24 protein-coding genes and 2 pseudogenes are annotated in these 18,586 nt (G+C 35.2%); 16 read left to right on the plus strand and 10 right to left on the minus strand.

From position 1 onward, the window contains the following. The first annotated feature begins 60 nt into the window (after window positions 1-60). Together DM800_RS06165 and murC are read left to right on the plus strand one after the other, a co-directional pair. Window positions 61-1,179: a nicotinate phosphoribosyltransferase gene (locus tag DM800_RS06165; RefSeq protein ID WP_000658380.1), complete on the plus strand. Its 1,119-nt coding sequence runs from the start codon at window positions 61-63 to the stop codon at window positions 1,177-1,179. 253 nt (window positions 1,180-1,432) lie between these two features. Next, entirely contained in the window at window positions 1,433-2,743 is a 1,311-nt protein-coding gene (gene murC / locus DM800_RS06170; RefSeq protein ID WP_000219461.1) for a UDP-N-acetylmuramate--L-alanine ligase, read from the plus strand. A gap of 55 nt (window positions 2,744-2,798) precedes the next feature. On the opposite strand, the gene DM800_RS06175 is transcribed toward murC, so the two are convergent. Both DM800_RS06175 and DM800_RS06180 read right to left on the minus strand, forming a co-directional pair. Further along, on the minus strand, window positions 2,799-3,461 hold the full coding sequence (locus DM800_RS06175; RefSeq protein WP_147786593.1) for an HAAS signaling domain-containing protein: 663 nt from the start codon (window positions 3,459-3,461) through the stop codon (window positions 2,799-2,801). Continuing rightward, on the minus strand, window positions 3,458-3,802 hold the full coding sequence (locus tag DM800_RS06180; RefSeq protein ID WP_043935380.1) for a PadR family transcriptional regulator: 345 nt from the start codon (window positions 3,800-3,802) through the stop codon (window positions 3,458-3,460). The genes DM800_RS06175 and DM800_RS06180 overlap by 4 nt, the downstream gene beginning before the upstream one ends. Before the next feature lie 122 nt (window positions 3,803-3,924). Here DM800_RS06180 and DM800_RS06185 point away from each other — a divergent pair, with 122 nt between their 5' ends. The 5 genes from DM800_RS06185 (at window position 3,925) to DM800_RS06205 (ending at window position 6,807) form a co-directional block, all read left to right on the plus strand. Next, a complete protein-coding gene (locus DM800_RS06185; RefSeq protein WP_137014138.1) occupies window positions 3,925-4,338 on the plus strand; it encodes a MerR family transcriptional regulator in 414 nt (137 codons plus the stop codon). Then, window positions 4,328-5,224, plus strand: coding sequence for a DMT family transporter (locus tag DM800_RS06190; RefSeq protein ID WP_137014140.1), 897 nt, complete (start codon window positions 4,328-4,330; stop codon window positions 5,222-5,224). The genes DM800_RS06185 and DM800_RS06190 overlap by 11 nt, the downstream gene beginning before the upstream one ends. 64 nt (window positions 5,225-5,288) lie before the next feature. Next, window positions 5,289-5,837: a GNAT family N-acetyltransferase gene (locus DM800_RS06195; protein WP_147786594.1), complete on the plus strand. Its 549-nt coding sequence runs from the start codon at window positions 5,289-5,291 to the stop codon at window positions 5,835-5,837. Beyond that, on the plus strand, window positions 5,834-6,325 hold the full coding sequence (locus DM800_RS06200; RefSeq protein WP_147786595.1) for a GNAT family N-acetyltransferase: 492 nt from the start codon (window positions 5,834-5,836) through the stop codon (window positions 6,323-6,325). Before DM800_RS06195 ends, DM800_RS06200 begins: the two co-directional genes overlap by 4 nt. Before the next feature lie 77 nt (window positions 6,326-6,402). After that, a complete protein-coding gene (locus tag DM800_RS06205) occupies window positions 6,403-6,807 on the plus strand; it encodes a PH domain-containing protein (RefSeq protein WP_088610260.1) in 405 nt (134 codons plus the stop codon). 36 nt (window positions 6,808-6,843) lie between these two features. On the opposite strand, the gene DM800_RS06210 is transcribed toward DM800_RS06205, so the two are convergent. Next, window positions 6,844-7,959, minus strand: a complete 1,116-nt coding sequence (locus DM800_RS06210; protein ID WP_147786596.1) for an aminopeptidase — start codon at window positions 7,957-7,959, stop codon at window positions 6,844-6,846. Between the two features lie 187 nt (window positions 7,960-8,146). Here DM800_RS06210 and DM800_RS06215 point away from each other — a divergent pair, with 187 nt between their 5' ends. From DM800_RS06215 to ccpA, 5 genes and pseudogenes are all read left to right on the plus strand, one after another. Beyond that, window positions 8,147-8,659 (plus strand): DUF948 domain-containing protein, encoded by a 513-nt coding sequence (locus DM800_RS06215; protein WP_001197725.1) that lies wholly within the window; start codon window positions 8,147-8,149, stop codon window positions 8,657-8,659. Next, on the plus strand, window positions 8,659-8,985 hold the full coding sequence (gene ytxJ / locus DM800_RS06220; protein WP_046956174.1) for a bacillithiol system redox-active protein YtxJ: 327 nt from the start codon (window positions 8,659-8,661) through the stop codon (window positions 8,983-8,985). The genes DM800_RS06215 and ytxJ overlap by 1 nt, the downstream gene beginning before the upstream one ends. A 116-nt stretch (window positions 8,986-9,101) precedes the next feature. Next, the gene (locus DM800_RS06225; RefSeq protein WP_147786597.1) at window positions 9,102-10,118 is read left to right on the plus strand and encodes a CamS family sex pheromone protein; all 1,017 of its coding nucleotides are present in this window, start codon (window positions 9,102-9,104) and stop codon (window positions 10,116-10,118) included. Between the two features lie 53 nt (window positions 10,119-10,171). After that, a pseudogene (locus tag DM800_RS29555) lies at window positions 10,172-10,279 on the plus strand (bifunctional 3-deoxy-7-phosphoheptulonate synthase/chorismate mutase); the annotation flags it as partial. A 418-nt stretch (window positions 10,280-10,697) separates the two neighbouring features. Next, window positions 10,698-11,696 (plus strand): catabolite control protein A, encoded by a 999-nt coding sequence (gene ccpA, locus DM800_RS06240; RefSeq protein ID WP_001103309.1) that lies wholly within the window; start codon window positions 10,698-10,700, stop codon window positions 11,694-11,696. Window positions 11,697-11,730: 34 nt separating this feature from the next. On the opposite strand, the gene DM800_RS06245 is transcribed toward ccpA, so the two are convergent. The 3 genes and pseudogenes from DM800_RS06245 to DM800_RS06255 all read right to left on the minus strand — a co-directional run bounded on the left by DM800_RS06245 (window position 11,731) and on the right by DM800_RS06255 (window position 12,633). Beyond that, entirely contained in the window at window positions 11,731-12,093 is a 363-nt protein-coding gene (locus tag DM800_RS06245; protein WP_137012498.1) for a DUF4288 domain-containing protein, read from the minus strand. Between the two features lies 1 nt (window position 12,094). Continuing rightward, the gene (locus DM800_RS06250) at window positions 12,095-12,331 is read right to left on the minus strand and encodes a DUF3949 domain-containing protein (RefSeq protein ID WP_147786598.1); all 237 of its coding nucleotides are present in this window, start codon (window positions 12,329-12,331) and stop codon (window positions 12,095-12,097) included. A 78-nt stretch (window positions 12,332-12,409) separates the two neighbouring features. After that, a pseudogene (locus DM800_RS06255) lies at window positions 12,410-12,633 on the minus strand (protein Dhp61). Between the two features lie 148 nt (window positions 12,634-12,781). Here DM800_RS06255 and DM800_RS06260 point away from each other — a divergent pair. Then, on the plus strand, window positions 12,782-13,054 hold the full coding sequence (locus DM800_RS06260; protein WP_000636592.1) for a DUF3917 domain-containing protein: 273 nt from the start codon (window positions 12,782-12,784) through the stop codon (window positions 13,052-13,054). Window positions 13,055-13,102: 48 nt separating this feature from the next. Here DM800_RS06260 and mscL read toward each other — a convergent pair whose 3' ends face one another. The 3 genes from mscL to DM800_RS06275 form a co-directional block, all read right to left on the minus strand. Further along, the gene (mscL, locus tag DM800_RS06265) at window positions 13,103-13,504 is read right to left on the minus strand and encodes a large conductance mechanosensitive channel protein MscL (RefSeq protein ID WP_000267007.1); all 402 of its coding nucleotides are present in this window, start codon (window positions 13,502-13,504) and stop codon (window positions 13,103-13,105) included. 128 nt (window positions 13,505-13,632) lie between these two features. Beyond that, window positions 13,633-14,559 carry a Gfo/Idh/MocA family protein gene (locus tag DM800_RS06270; protein ID WP_088082246.1) on the minus strand — a complete coding sequence of 309 codons (927 nt, stop codon included), beginning with the start codon at window positions 14,557-14,559 and terminating at the stop codon, window positions 13,633-13,635. A 79-nt stretch (window positions 14,560-14,638) separates the two neighbouring features. Beyond that, entirely contained in the window at window positions 14,639-14,854 is a 216-nt protein-coding gene (locus DM800_RS06275; RefSeq protein WP_088064581.1) for an ankyrin repeat domain-containing protein, read from the minus strand. 149 nt (window positions 14,855-15,003) lie between these two features. Between DM800_RS06275 and DM800_RS06280 the strand changes: the two genes are divergently transcribed. From DM800_RS06280 to DM800_RS06290, 3 genes are all read left to right on the plus strand, one after another. Next, complete coding sequence (locus tag DM800_RS06280; RefSeq protein ID WP_098089157.1) at window positions 15,004-16,458, plus strand: sensor histidine kinase; 1,455 nt, start codon at window positions 15,004-15,006, stop codon at window positions 16,456-16,458. Window position 16,459: 1 nt separating this feature from the next. Beyond that, window positions 16,460-17,149, plus strand: a complete 690-nt coding sequence (locus DM800_RS06285) for a response regulator transcription factor (protein ID WP_000821767.1) — start codon at window positions 16,460-16,462, stop codon at window positions 17,147-17,149. 123 nt (window positions 17,150-17,272) lie between these two features. After that, window positions 17,273-17,542, plus strand: coding sequence for a hypothetical protein (locus DM800_RS06290; RefSeq protein WP_097908099.1), 270 nt, complete (start codon window positions 17,273-17,275; stop codon window positions 17,540-17,542). 65 nt (window positions 17,543-17,607) lie between these two features. Here DM800_RS06290 and DM800_RS06295 read toward each other — a convergent pair whose 3' ends face one another. After that, complete coding sequence (locus tag DM800_RS06295; protein WP_147786599.1) at window positions 17,608-18,468, minus strand: alpha/beta fold hydrolase; 861 nt, start codon at window positions 18,466-18,468, stop codon at window positions 17,608-17,610. Window positions 18,469-18,586 lie beyond the last annotated feature (118 nt).

The following is an 18,586-nucleotide window of genomic DNA, read 5'->3' on the forward strand; positions in this document are numbered from 1 at the left end:
AAACGGTTTTGCTGTATACTAATAGAAAATGTTGGATAGTAAAGTAGGGAGTAAAGCGACATGAAAGAAATTGAATTAAAATTAAAAGGTGAAATAAATAGACTAACAAATAGAACATTTAAATTTGACGAACGTGTTGGAGAAGGTTGGTTCTCTGCCGTTTACTTTTTAAAGACTAGAGAAATCATTGAAGAATTTCGCCCGAAAAGTGTTGTGACGATGCAATTTTTCCAAAAGGAAAATGCAGTTCTTTGCGGAACAGATGAAGTGATTGCGTTGCTACAGACATTCGCCAAAAATCCTGAGGAACTTGAAATTAACTCTTTAAAAGATGGCGATAATATTAGTCCGTTTGAAACAGTGTTAACAATTCATGGTCCTTATGAAAATTTCGGATTTTTAGAAGGTGTCATTGATGGAATTTTAGCCCGTCGTACATCAGTTGCGACAAACGTATATAACGTTGTCCAAGCTGCGCGTAGCGTAGATAAAGAAAAACCAGTTATTTTCATGGGAGATCGTGACGATCATTATACGCAACAAGCTGGTGACGGTTATGCAGCATACATCGGAGGTATGAGCGCACAAGCGACGCATGCGATGAATGAATGGTGGGGTAGAAGTGGTATGGGGACAATGCCTCACGCATTAATTCAAATGTTTAATGGTGATGTTGTGGAAGCGGCAAAAGCATATCATAAGAAATTCCCAGAAGATGAATTAGTTGTATTAATTGATTACAATAATGATGTCATTACAGATGCACTTCGCGTAGCGCGTGAATTTGGATCAACATTAAAAGGTGTACGTGTAGATACGTCGCGCACGATGATTGATCAATACTTCATTCGCCACCCAGAAGTACTTGGAACATTCGATCCACGTGGTGTAAACCCATCGCTTGTATTCGCACTTCGTAAAGCACTTGATGAAGAAGGATTCCAGCATGTAGACATCGTTGTAACTGGTGGATTTGATGAGAAGCGTATTCGTGAATTTGAAGCTCAAAACGTACCTGTTGATATATACGGAGTAGGAAGTAGCTTATTAAAAATGAATATTGGCTTTACTGGTGATAACGTAGAATTAAATGGAAAACCAGAAGCGAAAGCTGGTCGTAAATATCGTCCAAACCCACGTCTAGAGCGTGTTCAATTAGAAAAAAGAGAAGATATGTAAAAGAGAGAAAAACTGATAGGTGATTGACCCTATCAGTTTTTCTGTTATCATAGTATAGCGGCTTCTTTTTTGCTATAATGGATTTGTTATGGACATAAAAAAGAAGTACGTACGAGTTTATCCTGATAAGTGAAGGGAAAGAATAACTTCACTACATCAAAAATGTATGATGATTACCAAAATAAGAAAAGATTCATATACTGTCTTATAGATAGGCCGTTGTATTAGTTCGAAATGTTGGAGGTTCTTTAAGATGACAGTTTACCATTTTGTAGGAATTAAAGGAACAGGAATGAGTTCATTAGCTCAAATTCTTCATGACATGAAGCATACTGTTCAAGGGTCTGATTATGAAAAGCGTTTCTTTACACAAACAGCGTTGGAAAAGCGTAATATCTCGATCCTTCCTTTTGATAAAAATAATGTAAAAGAAGGACAAGTGATTATTGCAGGAAATGCATTTCCTGATACGCATGAAGAAATTGTAGCAGCAAAAGAATTAAACATCCCAGTACATCGTTACCATCACTTCTTAGGTGATCTTATGAACCAATACACAAGTGTTGCTGTAACTGGTGCACATGGAAAAACATCAACAACTGGTTTGTTAGCCCATGTAATGCAAGGTGCACACCCTACATCTTACCTCATTGGAGATGGAACAGGGCATGGGGTAGAAAATAGTAAGTATTTTGTATTTGAAGCTTGTGAGTATCGTCGTCATTTCTTGTCTTACAATCCAGACTATGCAATTATGACAAACATTGATTTTGATCATCCAGATTATTTCTCAGATATCAATGATGTATTCAATGCATTCCAAGAGATGGCATTGCAAGTGAAAAAAGGTATTATTGCATGTGGGGATGATGAAGAACTTCAAAAAATTCAAGCGAAAGTACCTGTTATTTTCTATGGATTTGGAGAAGATAATGATTTCCAAGCACGTAACATTCAAAAGAGAACAGATGGTACTATTTTCGATGTATTCGTTCGTAATACGTACTATGACACGTTCAAAATTACAGGATACGGCAACCACAGCGTATTAAATGCATTAGCAGTAATCGCGCTTTGCCATTATGAAAACGTTGATGTAGAAGCAGTTAAGCATCAGTTAACAACTTTTGAAGGCGTAAAACGTCGCTTTAATGAAAAGCCAATGGGAGAGCAAGTTATTATCGATGACTACGCACACCATCCGACAGAAATTAATGCAACGATTGAAGCAGCTCGTCAAAAACATCCAGAGCGTGAAGTTGTCGCTGTATTCCAGCCGCATACATTCTCACGTACAGAAAAGTTCTTAGATGAGTTCGCTGAAAGCTTAAGCAAAGCTGACCAAGTATACTTATGTGATATTTTCGGATCAGCGCGCGAAAACAAAGGTGAATTAACAATTGAAGATCTGCAAAAGCGTATTGACGGTGCAGAACTAATTACAGATACAACAACGGATGTATTAAAGAAACATAAAAACGGCGTTCTAATTTTCATGGGCGCAGGAGACATCCAAAAATTCGAAGCAGCTTACGTAAAAGAAGTTCAAGTTGCAGAGAAGTAATAGAAAAGACGCATAGCTGTGGCTGTGCGTCTTTTTTTGTTGTGTTCGATATATTTTAAAAAGCGTTAATCTGTTGATATTGTTTATTCTTTTTGTATAGTTGTTTTAATAAAAAGATATATAGTGAACTAAAAAGTACATATCCGATTAAATAATAGAATGAAAACATATCGAATTGTTTGGTTATCATAATTCGAATCGCGAAGAATGCAAACGGAAGTGCAATTAAAACGCTAGTACTAAAGGAAATCATTGTTTTTAAAAATTTTAATTGCTTTGTATTCCAATGGTTTTCTCTACAGATGAACCAAATATTGCTTACGATAAAGGCTAATAAAAATGGTAAATTAGCTGAAATATTTATAAAGCCAAGTGCGATAGGTACTGATAAAGCAACGAGTGGAGCAACAGATAGCCCTGTAAAGTATTTAATAAATGTATTTGTAGATTGCTGTGCATCTTGAATAACGTCTGTATATTCTCCGGCAATTTCCTTTGCTAATTCTTTTGGAGGAAGAAATTCTTCAATCACTTGTGAAGGGATGATTTCTAATGGTATCCCTTCACTTTCTTTACTTAATGCATTTTCATATAAATCCGATTTGATCTCTAGCACATGTTGTTCTCTTGCTGACGTAGGTAGGTTCATTAAACCTTTATGAAGATCGTGTAAGAAAGAAGTAATGAGTTCATTTGAAAAGAATTGTTCTTTATTCATTTTTTATCCTCTCCTTTAGCTAGTAACATTAGAGCATGATACACTGCATCATAATCATGTAAGCGACTATTTAAAATTTCTCTCCCTTCGTCTGTAATTCGATAGTATTTTCTTTTTGGGCCATCACCGGACTCTTCCCAATAGGAAATAGCCCAATTGTTTTTCGTGATTCGATTTAATATGGGGTAAATCGAACCGTTTGGGATATGAAACACAGGGATATCTTGTAATGCACTTGTAATTTCGTATCCGTACATAGGTTGTTTACTTATTAAAGACAAAATAGCGAGATCAAAAACACCTTTACGTAATTGAATTATAAAATTATCATTTTTTTCCATACTTTAACTATATATGACTCATATCTAGATATCAATCATATATAGTTATTTTTTATTTGTGTATTGACCTAGAGCTAACTCTAGGTTGTAAGATGAAAATGTAAAAACAAGGGGGAGAGAACATGTATAAAATCGGTGAAGTAGCAGAGTTAACTGGGATGGGCATTCATACTTTGCGTTACTATGAGAAATTAGGATTATTACCACCACCAACGCGAAATAGCGGGATTCGCCAATATACAGAAGGTGATGTACGCCTATTAAAATTTTTATATTCTTTAAAACAAACTGGAATGTCATTAGAAGAGATGGCTGAGTTTGCAAGTGATGGATGTATTATAGAGGAAATTAGGCAGAGAAAAGAGGAAGTACCAGCGAAAGTAAAAAAGAGAATTTCAATTTTAACAACTCACTTGGAGCGATTAAAAGAACAGCAGGAACAATTGCAAAAAGTTGTTCAGCTAACGGAGGAGAAGTTAGAAATTTATTACGGTTTTCTAGAAGGGGAAGATTCGGAGGCTGACAATGAAAAATAAAGTATACGCTCAGCTACTTGGATTTGCGATTTTCACTGGTGGGACATTTAATGCTTCGAAATATGCTGTGCAGTATTTCGAAGCAATTCATATAGCAGCATGGCGCTTTGGAATTGCTGCATTTGTGATGTTATGTTTGTTAAAAATACGAAAAGATTTTGAGGTAGAGGTATGGAGGGAGAATAAGGCTTATTACTTTTTGTTAGGTATTGTTGGTGTATTCGGTTTTAACTTCTTTTTCTTTTTAGGTATGAAACATACAGAAGCTATGAATGGTGCACTGATTATGGCGACGAATCCGCTCGTTACGACGCTGTTAGCAAGTTTTATTTTACGAGAAAAAATTATAAAACGCCAAGGTATTGGGATGTTACTTGCATTACTTGGTGTTGTTTTTGTACTGACAAAAGGTTCGTTTACGATACTACAAAACTTATCATTTTCAAAAGGAGATTTTTATATTTTATTAGGGAATATTTGCTGGGCTTTATACGGTGTACTAGGCAGAAAGTTTATTAAAACTAGTAGCCCAATACAAACGACGACATACACAATGACTATTGGTGCTATTGCCTTTATGATCATATCTTTCACTCAAAAAAATATAGTACCAGTTTTAGAAATTCCTTTGTTAGCTTGGGGAGCGATTCTTTTTATGGCAATTGGAATGAGCGTGCTCGGTTACTTATGGTGGAATAATGGAATTGCTCAAATTGGAGCAGCAAGGACATCTTTATTTTTTAATTTAGTGCCTGTTGTTACAATGATTATTTCTTTTATTGAAGGAGTAAATATAACGCCCGCACAGTCTGTAGGGATGATATTAGTTGTTACGGGTGTATTGTATTCTTCTGATTTTATACAAATAAAACCGAAAAAAGTGTGAATATTTAACAATTTACATCTGTAAGTGTTAGAATAATAAGAAAACTGAAAGGGAGCTAAAAAACATGTTCACACTTCGAGTAGACGATGAAATCGAATTACAGTTATTAGAGAAGCATCATAAAGAGGAACTATATCAATTAATAGACCAAAACCGTAATCATTTACGAAGATGGCTTCCTTGGGTAGATGGGATGAAATCAGCTGGTGCGTATGATGAGATTTGTCCGATGTGGTTAAAGAAGTTTGCAGAGGGAGACGGTTTTGAAAGTGGCATACGTTATAAAGGAAAGTTCGTTGGGATGGTAGGCATTCATCCGGTAAGTTGGGGGAAGAAAGCGGCCAGTCTCGGATATTACCTGGCAGAAGATGCTGGTGGGAAAGGTATTATGACGCGTAGCGTGAAAGCTGTACTTCACTATGCATTTGAGGATTTAAAATTAAATAAAGTGGAAATTAGATGCGGTGTTGAAAATGTGAAAAGCCGCGCTATCCCAGAGCGTTTAGGTTTTAAGTTAGATGGTATTTTAAGAGATGATGAATGGCTATATGATCATTTTCACGATATCGCTGTATATAGTTTACTAGCTTCAGAGTGGAAGGAGATTCGATGAACGAGAAGATACGTATTATTCCGTATGAAAGTACGTTTCAAGATGAAGTAGTAGATCTTATCGTGCATATTCAGCAAAAAGAGTACAATGTCCCCATTACGAAAGAAGAGCAGCCAGACCTGCTTGAAATAGAAACATTTTATCAAAGGAATCATGGAAACTTTTGGGTAGCAACTTATGATGATAAAGTAGTTGGAACAGTAGCTTTATTAGATATTGAGAATCAGCAAGTAGCGCTAAGAAAAATGTTCGTAAAAAAAGAATTTCGCGGAAAAGAATGGAGCGCATCACATAAGTTGCTCCAAACAGCAATTTCGTGGGCTGAGAATAAAAAGCTGAAAGATATTTACTTAGGAACGACAGTGAAATTTTTAGCAGCACATCGCTTTTATGAAAAGAATGGTTTTCAAAGTGTGGATATAGAAGATTTGCCAAAAAGTTTTCCAGTGTTACAGGTGGATAAGAAATTCTATAGATATATTGTTTAAGAAGGTCATGTAGAAATGGCCTTTTTTTATGAACTAAAATGGAAAAAGTGGTATAATTTGGGGTAGGGGGTGCGTGTATGAACATTCCGATTCAAAGAAGTAAATCGGTAGTAATTTTCGTTTGTCTCACGTTAGTTTTTATGTTCGTATATCCACTTGTCATGATTATCTCAAATAAAGAGCAGTGGATGTCAGCGTTAATTGGAATGGGTTTATGTTTCCTTGTAAATGTACCACTCGTTTGGGAAGTATTTATTAAAAAGCATAAAGTAGAAAATGGTGTATTAAAGTACGGTATTTTAAATGACGATATCGTATTGAAAGAGATACGAATCATTCGTCAAGTTGGGAAATCCCTTGAAATTACGACGAATACATACAAAGTACATATGGTTGCGATGCCGCAACATATGGAGCAGTTTTTATCGCTTGTAGAAAAAGAGAGTCCACATGTGAAAATAGAAATGGTAGGTAATAAATGAAAAACGCTCGGAGAAAATTCCGAGCGTTTTTATTTATTATTTTAAGTTCTCTGGATTTAAAGCTTCTAGTTCAGATACAACGAAGCGTCCGTCTTTACGGATTAGTACGTCGTCGAAGTAAATTTCGCCGCCGCCGTATTCAGGGCGTTGGATGCATACTAGATCCCAGTGAATGTTCGAGTTGTTACCGTTCCATGCATCTTCGTAAGCTTGTCCAGGTGTAAAGTGGAAGCTGCCATCGATTTTTTCATCGAATAGGATGTCTCCCATTGGATGTAAGATGTATGGGTTTACGCCAATTGCGAACTCACCAACGAAGCGTGCGCCTTCGTCTGTATCGAAGATTTTGTTAATGCGCTCTGTATCGTTTGCAGTTGCTTCAACGATTTGACCGTTCTCAAATTTAAGTTGTACATTTTCAAATGTATAACCGTTGTAAGGAGATGGTGTGTTGTAAGAAACTGTACCGTTAACAGAATCGCGAACTGGTGCAGAGTATACTTCACCGTCTGGAATGTTTAAATGACCTGAGCATTTAATAGCTGGAATATCTTTAATAGAGAATGTTAAGTCAGTTCCAGGGCCAGTTAGGCGAACTTTATCAGTTTTATTCATTAATGTAACAAGGCTATCCATCGCCTTATCCATTTTACCGTAGTCTAAGTTACAAACTTCGAAGTAGAAGTCTTCGAAAGCTTCTGTGCTCATTTTAGCAAGCTGCGCCATAGAAGCATTTGGGTAGCGAAGAACAACCCAGCGCGTTTTCGGAACGCGGATGTCTCTATGAACTTTCTTACCAACTGTTTGACCGTGAATTTGCATTCTTTCACTTGGCACGTCAGCTTGTTCGTTAATGTTATCGCCAGAGCGAAGACCGATATAAGCGTCCATATCTTTCATTACGCTTGCTTCATATGCAGCGATTTGTTCAAAATGTTCTTCAGTAGCACCCATTAATAAAGAGCGATCTACTTGATGATCTTTTAAAGAAACGAATGGGAAACCACCAGCTGCATATGCTTCTTTTACAAGTGCAGTTACAAGTTCTTTTTGTAAGCCAAAGTTTTCAATTAATACTTTTTCCCCTTTTTGTAAGCAGATAGAGTAGTTAATCAAATTGTATGCTAACTTTTCAATGCGTGGATCTTTCATATGTAAAGCCTCCCTACTAATTATGTATCCTCTCCTATTGTAACCTACTTAGTGGAATTTGTTGAATCATTTATGTTAAAGTTAACGAATAAGTATGAAAATTCTAATGAAAAGATAGGGATTAGAACGAAACGGAAAATGATTGTATAATAGGAGAAAGTATGAAAAAGATAAAGGAAGTGATGAAATGCAAGTTCTTTTATATGTAAGTGCGGCTATTATCGCGGTTGCTTTCGCTGTATTAGTAGTATATGTATGCAGAACGTTGTTATCGGTTCAAAAGACGTTAGAAAACGTTGCAAGCACGTTAGAAGGTTTAGAAAAGCAAATGCAAGGGATTAGCGTAGAGACGGAGCAATTATTACATAAAACAAATGCGTTAGCTGATGACATTCAACAGAAGTCACAATCATTAAATAAAGTAGTATCGGGTGTAGATGGAATTGGAACGACAATCCATTCTTTAAATACGAAACTTCGTAATGTATCAGATTCTGTTACGGACGAAATTGAAAATAATGCCGATAAAGTAGCGCAAGTTGTACAGTGGAGTAGCGCAGCAATTGAAGTATACAATCATTATCGTGCGACAAGACAAGAGAAAAAGGTTGAAAAAGAAGAGCGTAAATTAGAAAGACTTGAGAAAAAAGCTGAAAAGAAAGAAAAGCGCTCTAGACTTCGTATGAGAGGTGAATCGTGATGAATATGACAAAAATTGAAGCAATTGAAGAACTTGAAGTATTAGTAGAAAAAAATGAGCCGTATGTTCTTTTTAAACATAGTACAACATGTCCGATTAGTCACGGTGCATATACAGAATTTCAAGCGTATTGTAGTGAAGAAAGAGCAGTACCAGCGTATTACTTATACGTACAAGATGCGAGAGATGTTTCGAATCGTGTTGCAGAACAGTACAGCATTAAACATGAATCTCCGCAAGTGTTATACATAAAAGATGGGATGGTAGTATGGAATACGTCTCATTGGAACATTAAAAAAGACGCTTTAGAAGAGAATATTAAGTAAAAAGAAGCAAGCTAAAGGTGCTTGCTTCTTTTTTTGTTTTTGTTGAAATATATTTAATGGTACACTGTTAATAGTTCAAATTAAATAACTAGATTGTTGAAAGTAGGTTTTAAGTAATGAAGAAAATGGCATTATCCTTCGCGGTCGTAAGTTTATTACTGGGAGCTTGTAGTAATAATACGATTAGTAAGAAGGATGAAGTTATACAGAAGGATACGAAAGAAAAAAGCATGATCCCGAGAACTGCTGTTTCGAAAGATTATTATAGAACTGTAATTCCTTTAAAAGAACAAAAGGTTATAAATACAGCTAATATAAAAACAAATTCTAAATTAGATTTAGCAGAGTATGAAAATGGTTTAATGAATATTGCAGCGCAGCAATTTGATACAGAAAATCATGTACTACAATTAAATCAGTATATTCCAGAGAAGTTAGTTGATGAACTAGTCGCAAAAGTAGAAGCGCCAGTTTTGACGAATATTATAGAACAAGACTATTTCGGAAAACAGAATTCAAACGAACTAAGTTTATCTGGTGTTATGATCGGTTTAGCCATGTCTTCAAGTGTATCGAAAGAAGAAGCTATGTCTAAGGGTACTGAAGTTGCCAAGCAACTTATTGAAGCGATTAATAAAAATGACAAGTATAATAAGTCTCCAATTACGTTTGCTATCTTTAAGCAAGAAAGTACAAGTTCTTTAAAAAATGGGACGTATATTGCTAGTGCTACCGTTCAAAAGAATGATACGAACCTTGGGAATTGGAGTACGATCGATGAACAAGCGTATTCATATCCTTCTGATGAATTTAAACAAGCACATGGAGAAGATAATACAAAAATAACTGAATTTGCTGATGCGATGAAAGGTTTTTCTACTGGAGACTTTATCCCAGTAAATGCTAAGGTTTCTTATAAGAAAAATCAAATGGATACATTAAATATGAATATTGTTATTAAATATAACGGTAAAACAGAATTAATGGCTCTTACCCAACTGGCTGCTCAAAGTATGTTAGAAAAATTACCTAAAGATGCGAAAGTACAATTGCAGATAAAGTCCGAGAGTAAAATTGAGGCAATTATTATAAAAGAGAAAAACAGCGAAAAACCGTTTGTTTCCTTCTTATAAAAAAAAGACAGTGTTTAAACTGTCTTTTTTTTATTGTAAGTGAAAAGGTACGATGGGAAGGAGCGCCGCGTAATACGCTTCCTATATCCGCTGCGCCGATTTTAAAGAAAGCAACACATTTACCTGTCGTTGCCGATGTAACGCATTCTACAGGGCGCCGCACACCTCCAAATCCAGCGCATCAAATGACTACCATTGTCGTTTTCTGTCGGTAAGTCGATATATTTAAAAAATTGCTGATATAATTGGAGTTGTGGTCGATATGTTTGGAAAATCGCCGATATAAATTTCATTTACTAACGTACGGCTTAATATACAGTTTGTACTCATGGGATATCTATTTTTTTACAAAAAATGCCCTTTTTTTCATAAAAAATACGAAAATACGAGAAAAGAAGCGAATTTTTTCGAAACTTTTGCGGGAAAATATTGTATGAGCCTGCGTTTTTATCGTATCATTAGTAAAAGGAAGAACTCGGGACGATTGGTGGCATCTGCAAATAGAGTTGATGTCTTTTTTTCATTCAAGTAACCGATACATAAAAATAGATAACAAAAATAGAAGGAGTGTGCGATGAGATGAACGTAACAATTTATGATGTAGCGCGTGAAGCAAACGTTTCAATGGCTACCGTATCTCGTGTAGTGAACGGTAATCCAAATGTAAAGCCTACAACAAGAAAGAAAGTATTAGAAGCAATTGATCGTTTAGGGTACCGCCCAAATGCGGTAGCACGTGGACTAGCAAGTAAGAAGACAACTACAGTAGGTGTTATTATTCCTGATATCTCAAATACGTTTTATGCAGAACTTGCTCGTGGAATTGAAGATATCGCAACAATGTACAAATATAACATCATTTTAAGTAACTCTGACCAAAACAAAGAGAAAGAGTTCCATTTATTAAATACGATGCTTGGAAAACAAGTGGACGGAATTGTTTTCATGGGTGAAGATATTACAGACATTCACATTGAAGAATTCAAAAAGTCTCCAGTACCAATCGTATTAGCAGCGTCATTTGATGAGCAAAATGAAACGCCATCAGTAAATATTGATTATACGCAAGCAGCTTACGACGCAATGAAGCACTTTATTGAGCAAGGGCATACGCGTATCGGTTTCGTCTCTGGTCCTTTCATTAATAAAGCGGGAAGCGCGAAGAAGTTACAAGGTTATAAAAAAGCTTTAGAAGAAGCAGGTATTTCATATGATGAAAATCTTATAATCGATGGAGATTACACATATGATTCAGGTATCGAAGCATTCGAAAAGCTTTGGAGCAGTGATGAAAAGCCAACAGCAATCTTCGTATCTTCTGACGAAATGGCACTAGGTGTAATCCATGCAGCACAAGACGCTGGATTAAACGTACCAACTGATGTAGAAGTACTTGGTTTCGATAATACACGCCTTGCATTAATGGTTCGTCCGCAACTTTCAACAGTTGTACAACCAATGTATGATATCGGTGCAGTAGCAATGCGTCTATTAACAAAGTATATGAACAAAGAAAAAGTGGAAGATCACACTGTTATCTTACCTCACCGTATCCAATTTAGAGATTCAACGAAATAAGTATAAAAAAGCTCACAGCAATTGCTGTGAGCTTTTATTCGTATTCAGGGTAGTATGTTTTAACTATTGTATCTACCGTTTCATTTTTTTTAACGTGTAAAAATCTTGCGTACAACTCTGTTCCTGTTTCAAATGAAGTATCATTTAATTCAAATACATGTAGCACTTTTCGAAACTTCCATGTGACTTGTTCACCGTACACATTATCGTACGATTCTTCAGAGTGTATAGCTATTTTTTTGCCTAATTCGTGAGCTTCCTCTAGGTCGTTTGCTTTAACGAGGATAATACTTTCTTCAAAAAGTTTATCGTGATTTTCTTCATAATGCTCATCCACTTTCGTAGGATGAGGCTCACCAGAATGAACAGATTCAAATAATAATTTTACAGCGTACATATTATGCTGCATGTTTCACCTTATAAATAATACTTGCGACAAGCGAAGCAGGTATTGTAAATACGTTGCTTTGATAATGATAGTGTATTTGGGATTCTTCATAAGACATGTTGTCATATAGTTCGTTTTGTGACACGTTCATTTTTTTCTGTTTTTTCTTTAATATCTTAATATAGTTATAATGTATTGGGACGAGAATGATGAAATAGGCTAATACGATTAGTGAAATCCAAATCATTATGAACACTCCCTTGTAAAGAATATTTATATATGGTAATTATATCGATTTATATAAAAAATATCCATTTTTTGGTGGTCAATTTTCTTTCCAAAATGCAAAAAGTTCTTCAGGACTTCGTAAATTATGTTCCAGGCATGTTTGTGTGCAGTGCGTTTAAAACTTTGTATTAATTGTTCTAACCTAGAAGGATTATATTGTTTTACATTGCCAGCAATAATAATTTCATCTTTGTCTAAGTCGATTGTAATATAATCGAATCGCTCTACCTGTTTAAAATATCCTACAATATCATCTTCCAATTGAAATCCTCCCGAGTATATGGCCTATTGGTGACTTCGCTATAAAATGGTATTGTTCCTTGTTATATGTCACATAAGTGCAAATTTAACTATTATAGGGCAATGTCATGTATAATAGAAAGAAAAGGCTTGTGAGGGGGGAGAAGAGATGATCGTTCTTTGGATAATTACGCTTTGTATGACTGCTATTTTTGCATATATGACGTTAAAACAAAATGGCTTAAAGCGATTTGTTCCAGGAAGTATTCTTGCAGGAATTGCCCTTATCACGTATGTAATTTCTATTTTTATTGAAAGTGTATCAGTGGACATGAGCACAAGTTTAATGTTCATGGGTATTACACTATTTGCAGGTAGTATTATGGTACTTATGGTTGCAGGTATTATTTTATTTATTCATATGAATTCGGAAACGTTATAGAATATAGAAAAGGCATGTCCCGAGGGGCATGCCTTTTTATCCGTTCAATTATGCTCTATCTTTAGAAGAATTTTGTTGTTTTAATAAGTCGCGAATTTCGCTAAGAAGAACTTCTTCTTTTGTTGGTTCTGGAATTTCTTCTGTCTTTTCTTCTTCTTCTCTTTTAGATGTTAGTTTGTTGAACACTTTAACGAACATAAAGATAGAAGCTGCAATAATTAAGAAATCAAAAATAGTTTGGATGAAGTTACCATACATAACAGCAGATTTACCATATCCAAAATGTAAATCTGTAAAGTTAACGCCACCTAATACCATACCAAGTAATGGTGTGATAATATCTTTTACTAAAGAACTAACGATTTTACCAAATGCAGCACCGATTACAACCCCGACAGCTAAATCGATTACATTCCCTTTGAATGCGAATTTTTTAAACTCGTTCCACATGTGTTAATCCCATCCTTTCCACGATTCAATATGAAATTTATAATTCCTATCAACATATTCTATAGAAATTTGTGAGAGAAATAAAGGGGAAATGGGAATGAAAGTAAATTCTGAAAAATGTATCCGTTTTAATTTTTGTTTACATTCTCCAGTAGAGATTGCAGCAGTTGCTGCGTTTTTAATCCTTCTAATCCATCTACAACAGGCTTTGTATCTCCTTGTACACATTCAATAAAATGATGAACAGCATCTTCAAAACCACGTTGTTTTAACGTCGTATCCCATGATGGTGAACCAATCTGAGAAACTGCATTTTCCTGCTCAACTTCAAATGTGTTCATATTTTTTACGCGAATGATTTTACCTGTCGTTACAAGTTCAATTTGTTCTAAATTTGTACCGGCGTGGCGATGCATTGCGGTAGAAAGTAACAGTCCACTTGGCGTTGTATATGTGTGATGTCCGTAAAGAAGTTCATTCTTTTCATTTATTTGCATCATATTATGAACGACGTTAAGATCATCATTAGCTAACCAGCGAGCAGTATCTACAATATGTAAGTAATCATCTAACATAGTAAAGTCGTACGTATATGGCCCCACTTTATTTGTGCGGTGTTTTTCAATTCGAACCCATGAAATATTATGAGCTTGCTCTTTTGCAGCAACATACATAGGAACGAATCGGCGATTAAATCCGACCATTAACTTTCTGTTATGCTTTTCGCTCAACTCGACTAGTTGCTCAGCTTGTTCCACTGTAGCTGCTAGCGGCTTATCAACATAAACGTCAATTCCTTTTTTCAGAAGTTCAGAAACGATTTCATAATGTGTAGCAGTTGAACTATGGACGAAGATTGCATCACATTCTGAAGCTAACGTTTCAATAGAATGAAAGTCTTGAATGCGGTATTGTTGGCAAACTTGTTTCCTTTTCTCCGCGTTAGGTGTAAACGCCCCTACAAAATTCCAATCTGTTTCTTTTGTAAGTGTTGGAAGATAGGCCTTTTGCGCAATACTTCCAAGTCCAATCATCCCAATTTTAGGTTTATTCATGTTTATTCCCACCCTATTAATATTGATGTAACAGGCTAAATGTAGCATAGGGTGGGAGAGGAAGGCAAAAATTAGCTTTTTACTTACGTCCTTCTAACAAAATCTTCTCTATCTCTTCAAAGTTATGAGCGCGAGCATGCTCTAACGGGGTAACACCATCGTTGTCTGGAATATTTACATCAGCACCGTGTAGCGCTGTCTCCATGCTTGTCATCTCCTTTTTAACTTCTTGTTCTTGTGAGCAACCTTGTAAAAAAATTACGCAACATAACATGCTTAATGTTTTTTTGAACATGGAATTTCAACCTCCTCATTTCAACTGTAAAAGAAGAACATTAAATTTTTATAAACTGACGCTAAAATTACTATAAAATCGCTTGAGTATTTGAACATATATTTTTATGCTTATGAATAACATGGTTTGTTAAAGTGAGGATGTAACATATGTCTATTAAAACAAGATTTTTATTCTCTTATATCGCTGTTATTCTCGTTTCCATCACGCTCATATTAGTCGCGGGATTTTTAATTGTTTTTTCTATAACAGGAGACTTGGAATCAGTGAAAAATTTCTATAAAAGTTCCTATATTCAAAAGCCGCTTACGCCAGAAGAAGAGAATACGTATATTGAATTGAAATTAGCGGCAAAGAAAAATCAATCACAACTATTAGATGAATCGTTCGTTTCATCACTTGAAAAAGAAGGGGTGAAAATAGTTGTAAGAAAGGGAGAAACCATTTCTTATGCTACAAAAATATTTGAAGGTGTATCTTTAAAAGAAGCCATTCCGAAATTTGAATCAGCAAATATTAATAGTCGTGGTACAACAGAACTAGGCGATACATTTTATCGATATGTAAAATTTGATTTTTATTTTCCCGGAGATGAAGAAGGGAGTATATTTGTACTAAAAAGGCAAAGTTCATTTGTAGATCTTACACAAAAATTATTTCCAATTTTATTCGTAGCACTTTTACTGTTAGCGATATTACTCATTGGATTAGTAAGTTATTTCGTCTCAAGAAGTGTGATAAAACCAATTTTTGTGTTGAAAGATGCGACTGGGAGAATTAAAGAAGGGAATTTAGATTTTCAAATTCCAGTTACATCCCATGATGAAATCGGGCAATTAAATCAAGGGTTTGAGGAAATGAGAAAGAAATTAAAAGAGTCGATAGAGATGCAAACGCAGTATGAAGAAAATCGAAAAGAGCTCATTTCCAATATATCTCATGATTTAAAAACACCGATCACATCTATTATCGGATATGTAGAAGGCATAAAAGATGGAGTCGCAAATACGCCAGAGAAAATGGATAAGTATTTAACGACCATTCATACGAAGGCAAAACATATGGATACACTTATTGATGAGCTCTTTTTGTTTTCGAAGCTTGATTTGAATCGAGTTCCCTTTCAGTTTGAAACGATAGAGTTAAACGTGTTTATGCAGGAATTATTAGAAGAGATGCAGATGGATTTAAGTGAGGAAGGTATAGAAGTTTACTTACAATTACATTCATCACCACTATATGTAACGGCTGATTGCGAAAAGATAAATAGAGTGATATCAAATTTAATTCATAATAGTGTGAAATACATGGATAAAGAAGAGAAGAAAATTACTGTAACAGTATTGAGTGATAACAATAAAGTTATTGTGAAAGTGATGGACAATGGGGCAGGTATAGAAGCTGATACGCTGCCGTATATATTTGAGCGGTTTTATCGTGCAGAGCAATCGCGAAATTCTAGCACAGGTGGAAGTGGACTTGGCTTAGCGATAGCGAAACAAATTGTTGAAGAACATGGCGGAGAAATTTGGGCGGAAAGTAAGCTTGGGGAAGGTACAAGTATTTTCTTCTCATTGAAAAAAGTACAGGAATGTGGTGAGTAGAATGAAGAGAATTTTACTAGTAGAAGATGAAATAAGTATTGCAGAATTACAGAGAGATTATTTAGAAATTAGTGATTTTCAAGTCGATGTAGAACATTCAGGAGAAGTAGGTCTACAAATGGCTCTTCAGGAAGATTATGATCTAATTATTTTAGATATTATGCTTCCGAAAATGAACGGTTTTGAAATTTGTAAACAAATACGTGCTATAAAAGACATTCCGATTTTACTTGTTTCAGCAAAGAAGGAAGATATAGATAAAATTCGCGGACTCGGTTTAGGAGCGGATGATTATATAACGAAACCGTTTAGCCCGAGTGAATTAGTCGCAAGGGTAAAAGCTCATATTTCTCGTTATGAAAGATTATCAGGAAATGTGAGTAAGCAACGTGATACGTTATACATTCACGGAATTTCTATTGATCAGCGAGCGAGAAAAGTTTTTATAAACAATGAAGAAATTGCGTTTACAACGAAAGAATTTGATTTATTAACATTCTTTGTAACGCATCCAAACCAAGTATTAAATAAAGAACAGTTATTTGAACGTATTTGGGGACTAGACTCAGCTGGTGATTTAGCTACTGTCGTTGTTCACATTAGAAAACTGCGCGAAAAAATTGAAAGAGATCCCGCCCACCCGCAATATATTGAAACAGTATGGGGAGCTGGTTATCGCTTTAACGTGTAATGCACCTGCCGAGTAATTGGCAGGTTTTTTATGTTATTTGAACGAAAAGGGAATAATAGGTAATTTATGTTAAAATATAAAGAGAGATAAAACATAGGGGAGTATGAGAGGGCGTGCGACATTTTGAGAGATACATTAAAAGATAATAAATTAAACAAGGCTTTAAAGATTGGAACTAATATCATACTTATCTTATTAATTATCGGTGCAATACAAATGTTTTATGATGGAGATTCTACGAATGATCATTTCGGTTGGTTATTTATGATGGTCTTTTTTGGAATTAAAATAATTTCTAGTTTTATGATAAGTTTAAAAGAAGGAGATAAAAAGGCAGTATTATTTGATGTAGGTTTAATGATTTTTTTGTTCTTCTTGTTGTTTCTAGTGTGAAATATTTCTTTTGAAAAAGCTCATAGTCTTATAGAGACTGTGAGCTTTCCTTAATAATAGCGGTACTAGTGTAACGATTTATAAAATGTTTGAGTAGTAGAAGTAAACTGAGCAGCTTCTTCTAAAAAAGGATAATGGTTACTCTTCTCAAATATCACAAAGATAGAATTACGTATGCCATCATGCATCTCAATAGAATACTGAATTGGGCACTGTACATCATGTCTTCCGCATATAATAAGTGTCTTTGTTTGGATGGAAGGTAAATGCTCTCTTAAATCAAATGAAGGATATTCATTGGCGAAAGCATTCATCCGGCTAGCGGACATTGTTTTTTGGATTGGTTTACTAAAATAAGAGTTGTAGTTTTCGGGTTTATACAATGATAATTTTGTTCTCTTAGTAGATAGTTCTTTTCTTTCTGCATTTGTAAGGTGAGGGGTTTTTAAGTTTTCGATGAGCTTTTGCATATAATGAAACTGTGGATGTGTCGGGTGATAAATACAAAATGGTGTTTCTGTATAGTTACTTGCTGCAGCTCCGGCCAAGGCTAATGATTGTAAGGAATTTGGATATGTAATTGCATATAAAAGTCCAAGCATACCGCCTGTTGAATGACCGGCGAAATGCCATATTGGAAGGTGCAATGCTTCTCGTATTGCTTCTAAGTCGTGAACTGTTTCAATCATACTTAATTCTTTTTCTGAATTGGCTTTTGCTGAGTTACCAGCGTTTCGTAAATTAATGAGGAATGCACGATGCGTAGCAGTGAAAACATTCGCAAAGTAATCACCAGTTTCATTAAATTGTGAATAGTGATGTGTAATGCAAAGCGGTTCGCCATTTCCTTTTGTAAAGATTTCAAATGTGCCACGTTTCGTGTTGATTATTTGTTGTGTCCACATAATATCACGACCTTTTCTCATAAAAGTTGGACCACTTAATTATGAAATAAAATATATCAGCGATTTTCGAAATATATCAGCGAATCTCAAGATATATCGGCGATTCTTGAAATATATCAGCGATTATCAAAATATATCG

The organism is Bacillus sp. AY18-3 (assembly GCF_008042305.1).
GTDB classification, from domain to species: Bacteria; Bacillota; Bacilli; order Bacillales; family Bacillaceae_G; genus Bacillus_A; species Bacillus_A wiedmannii.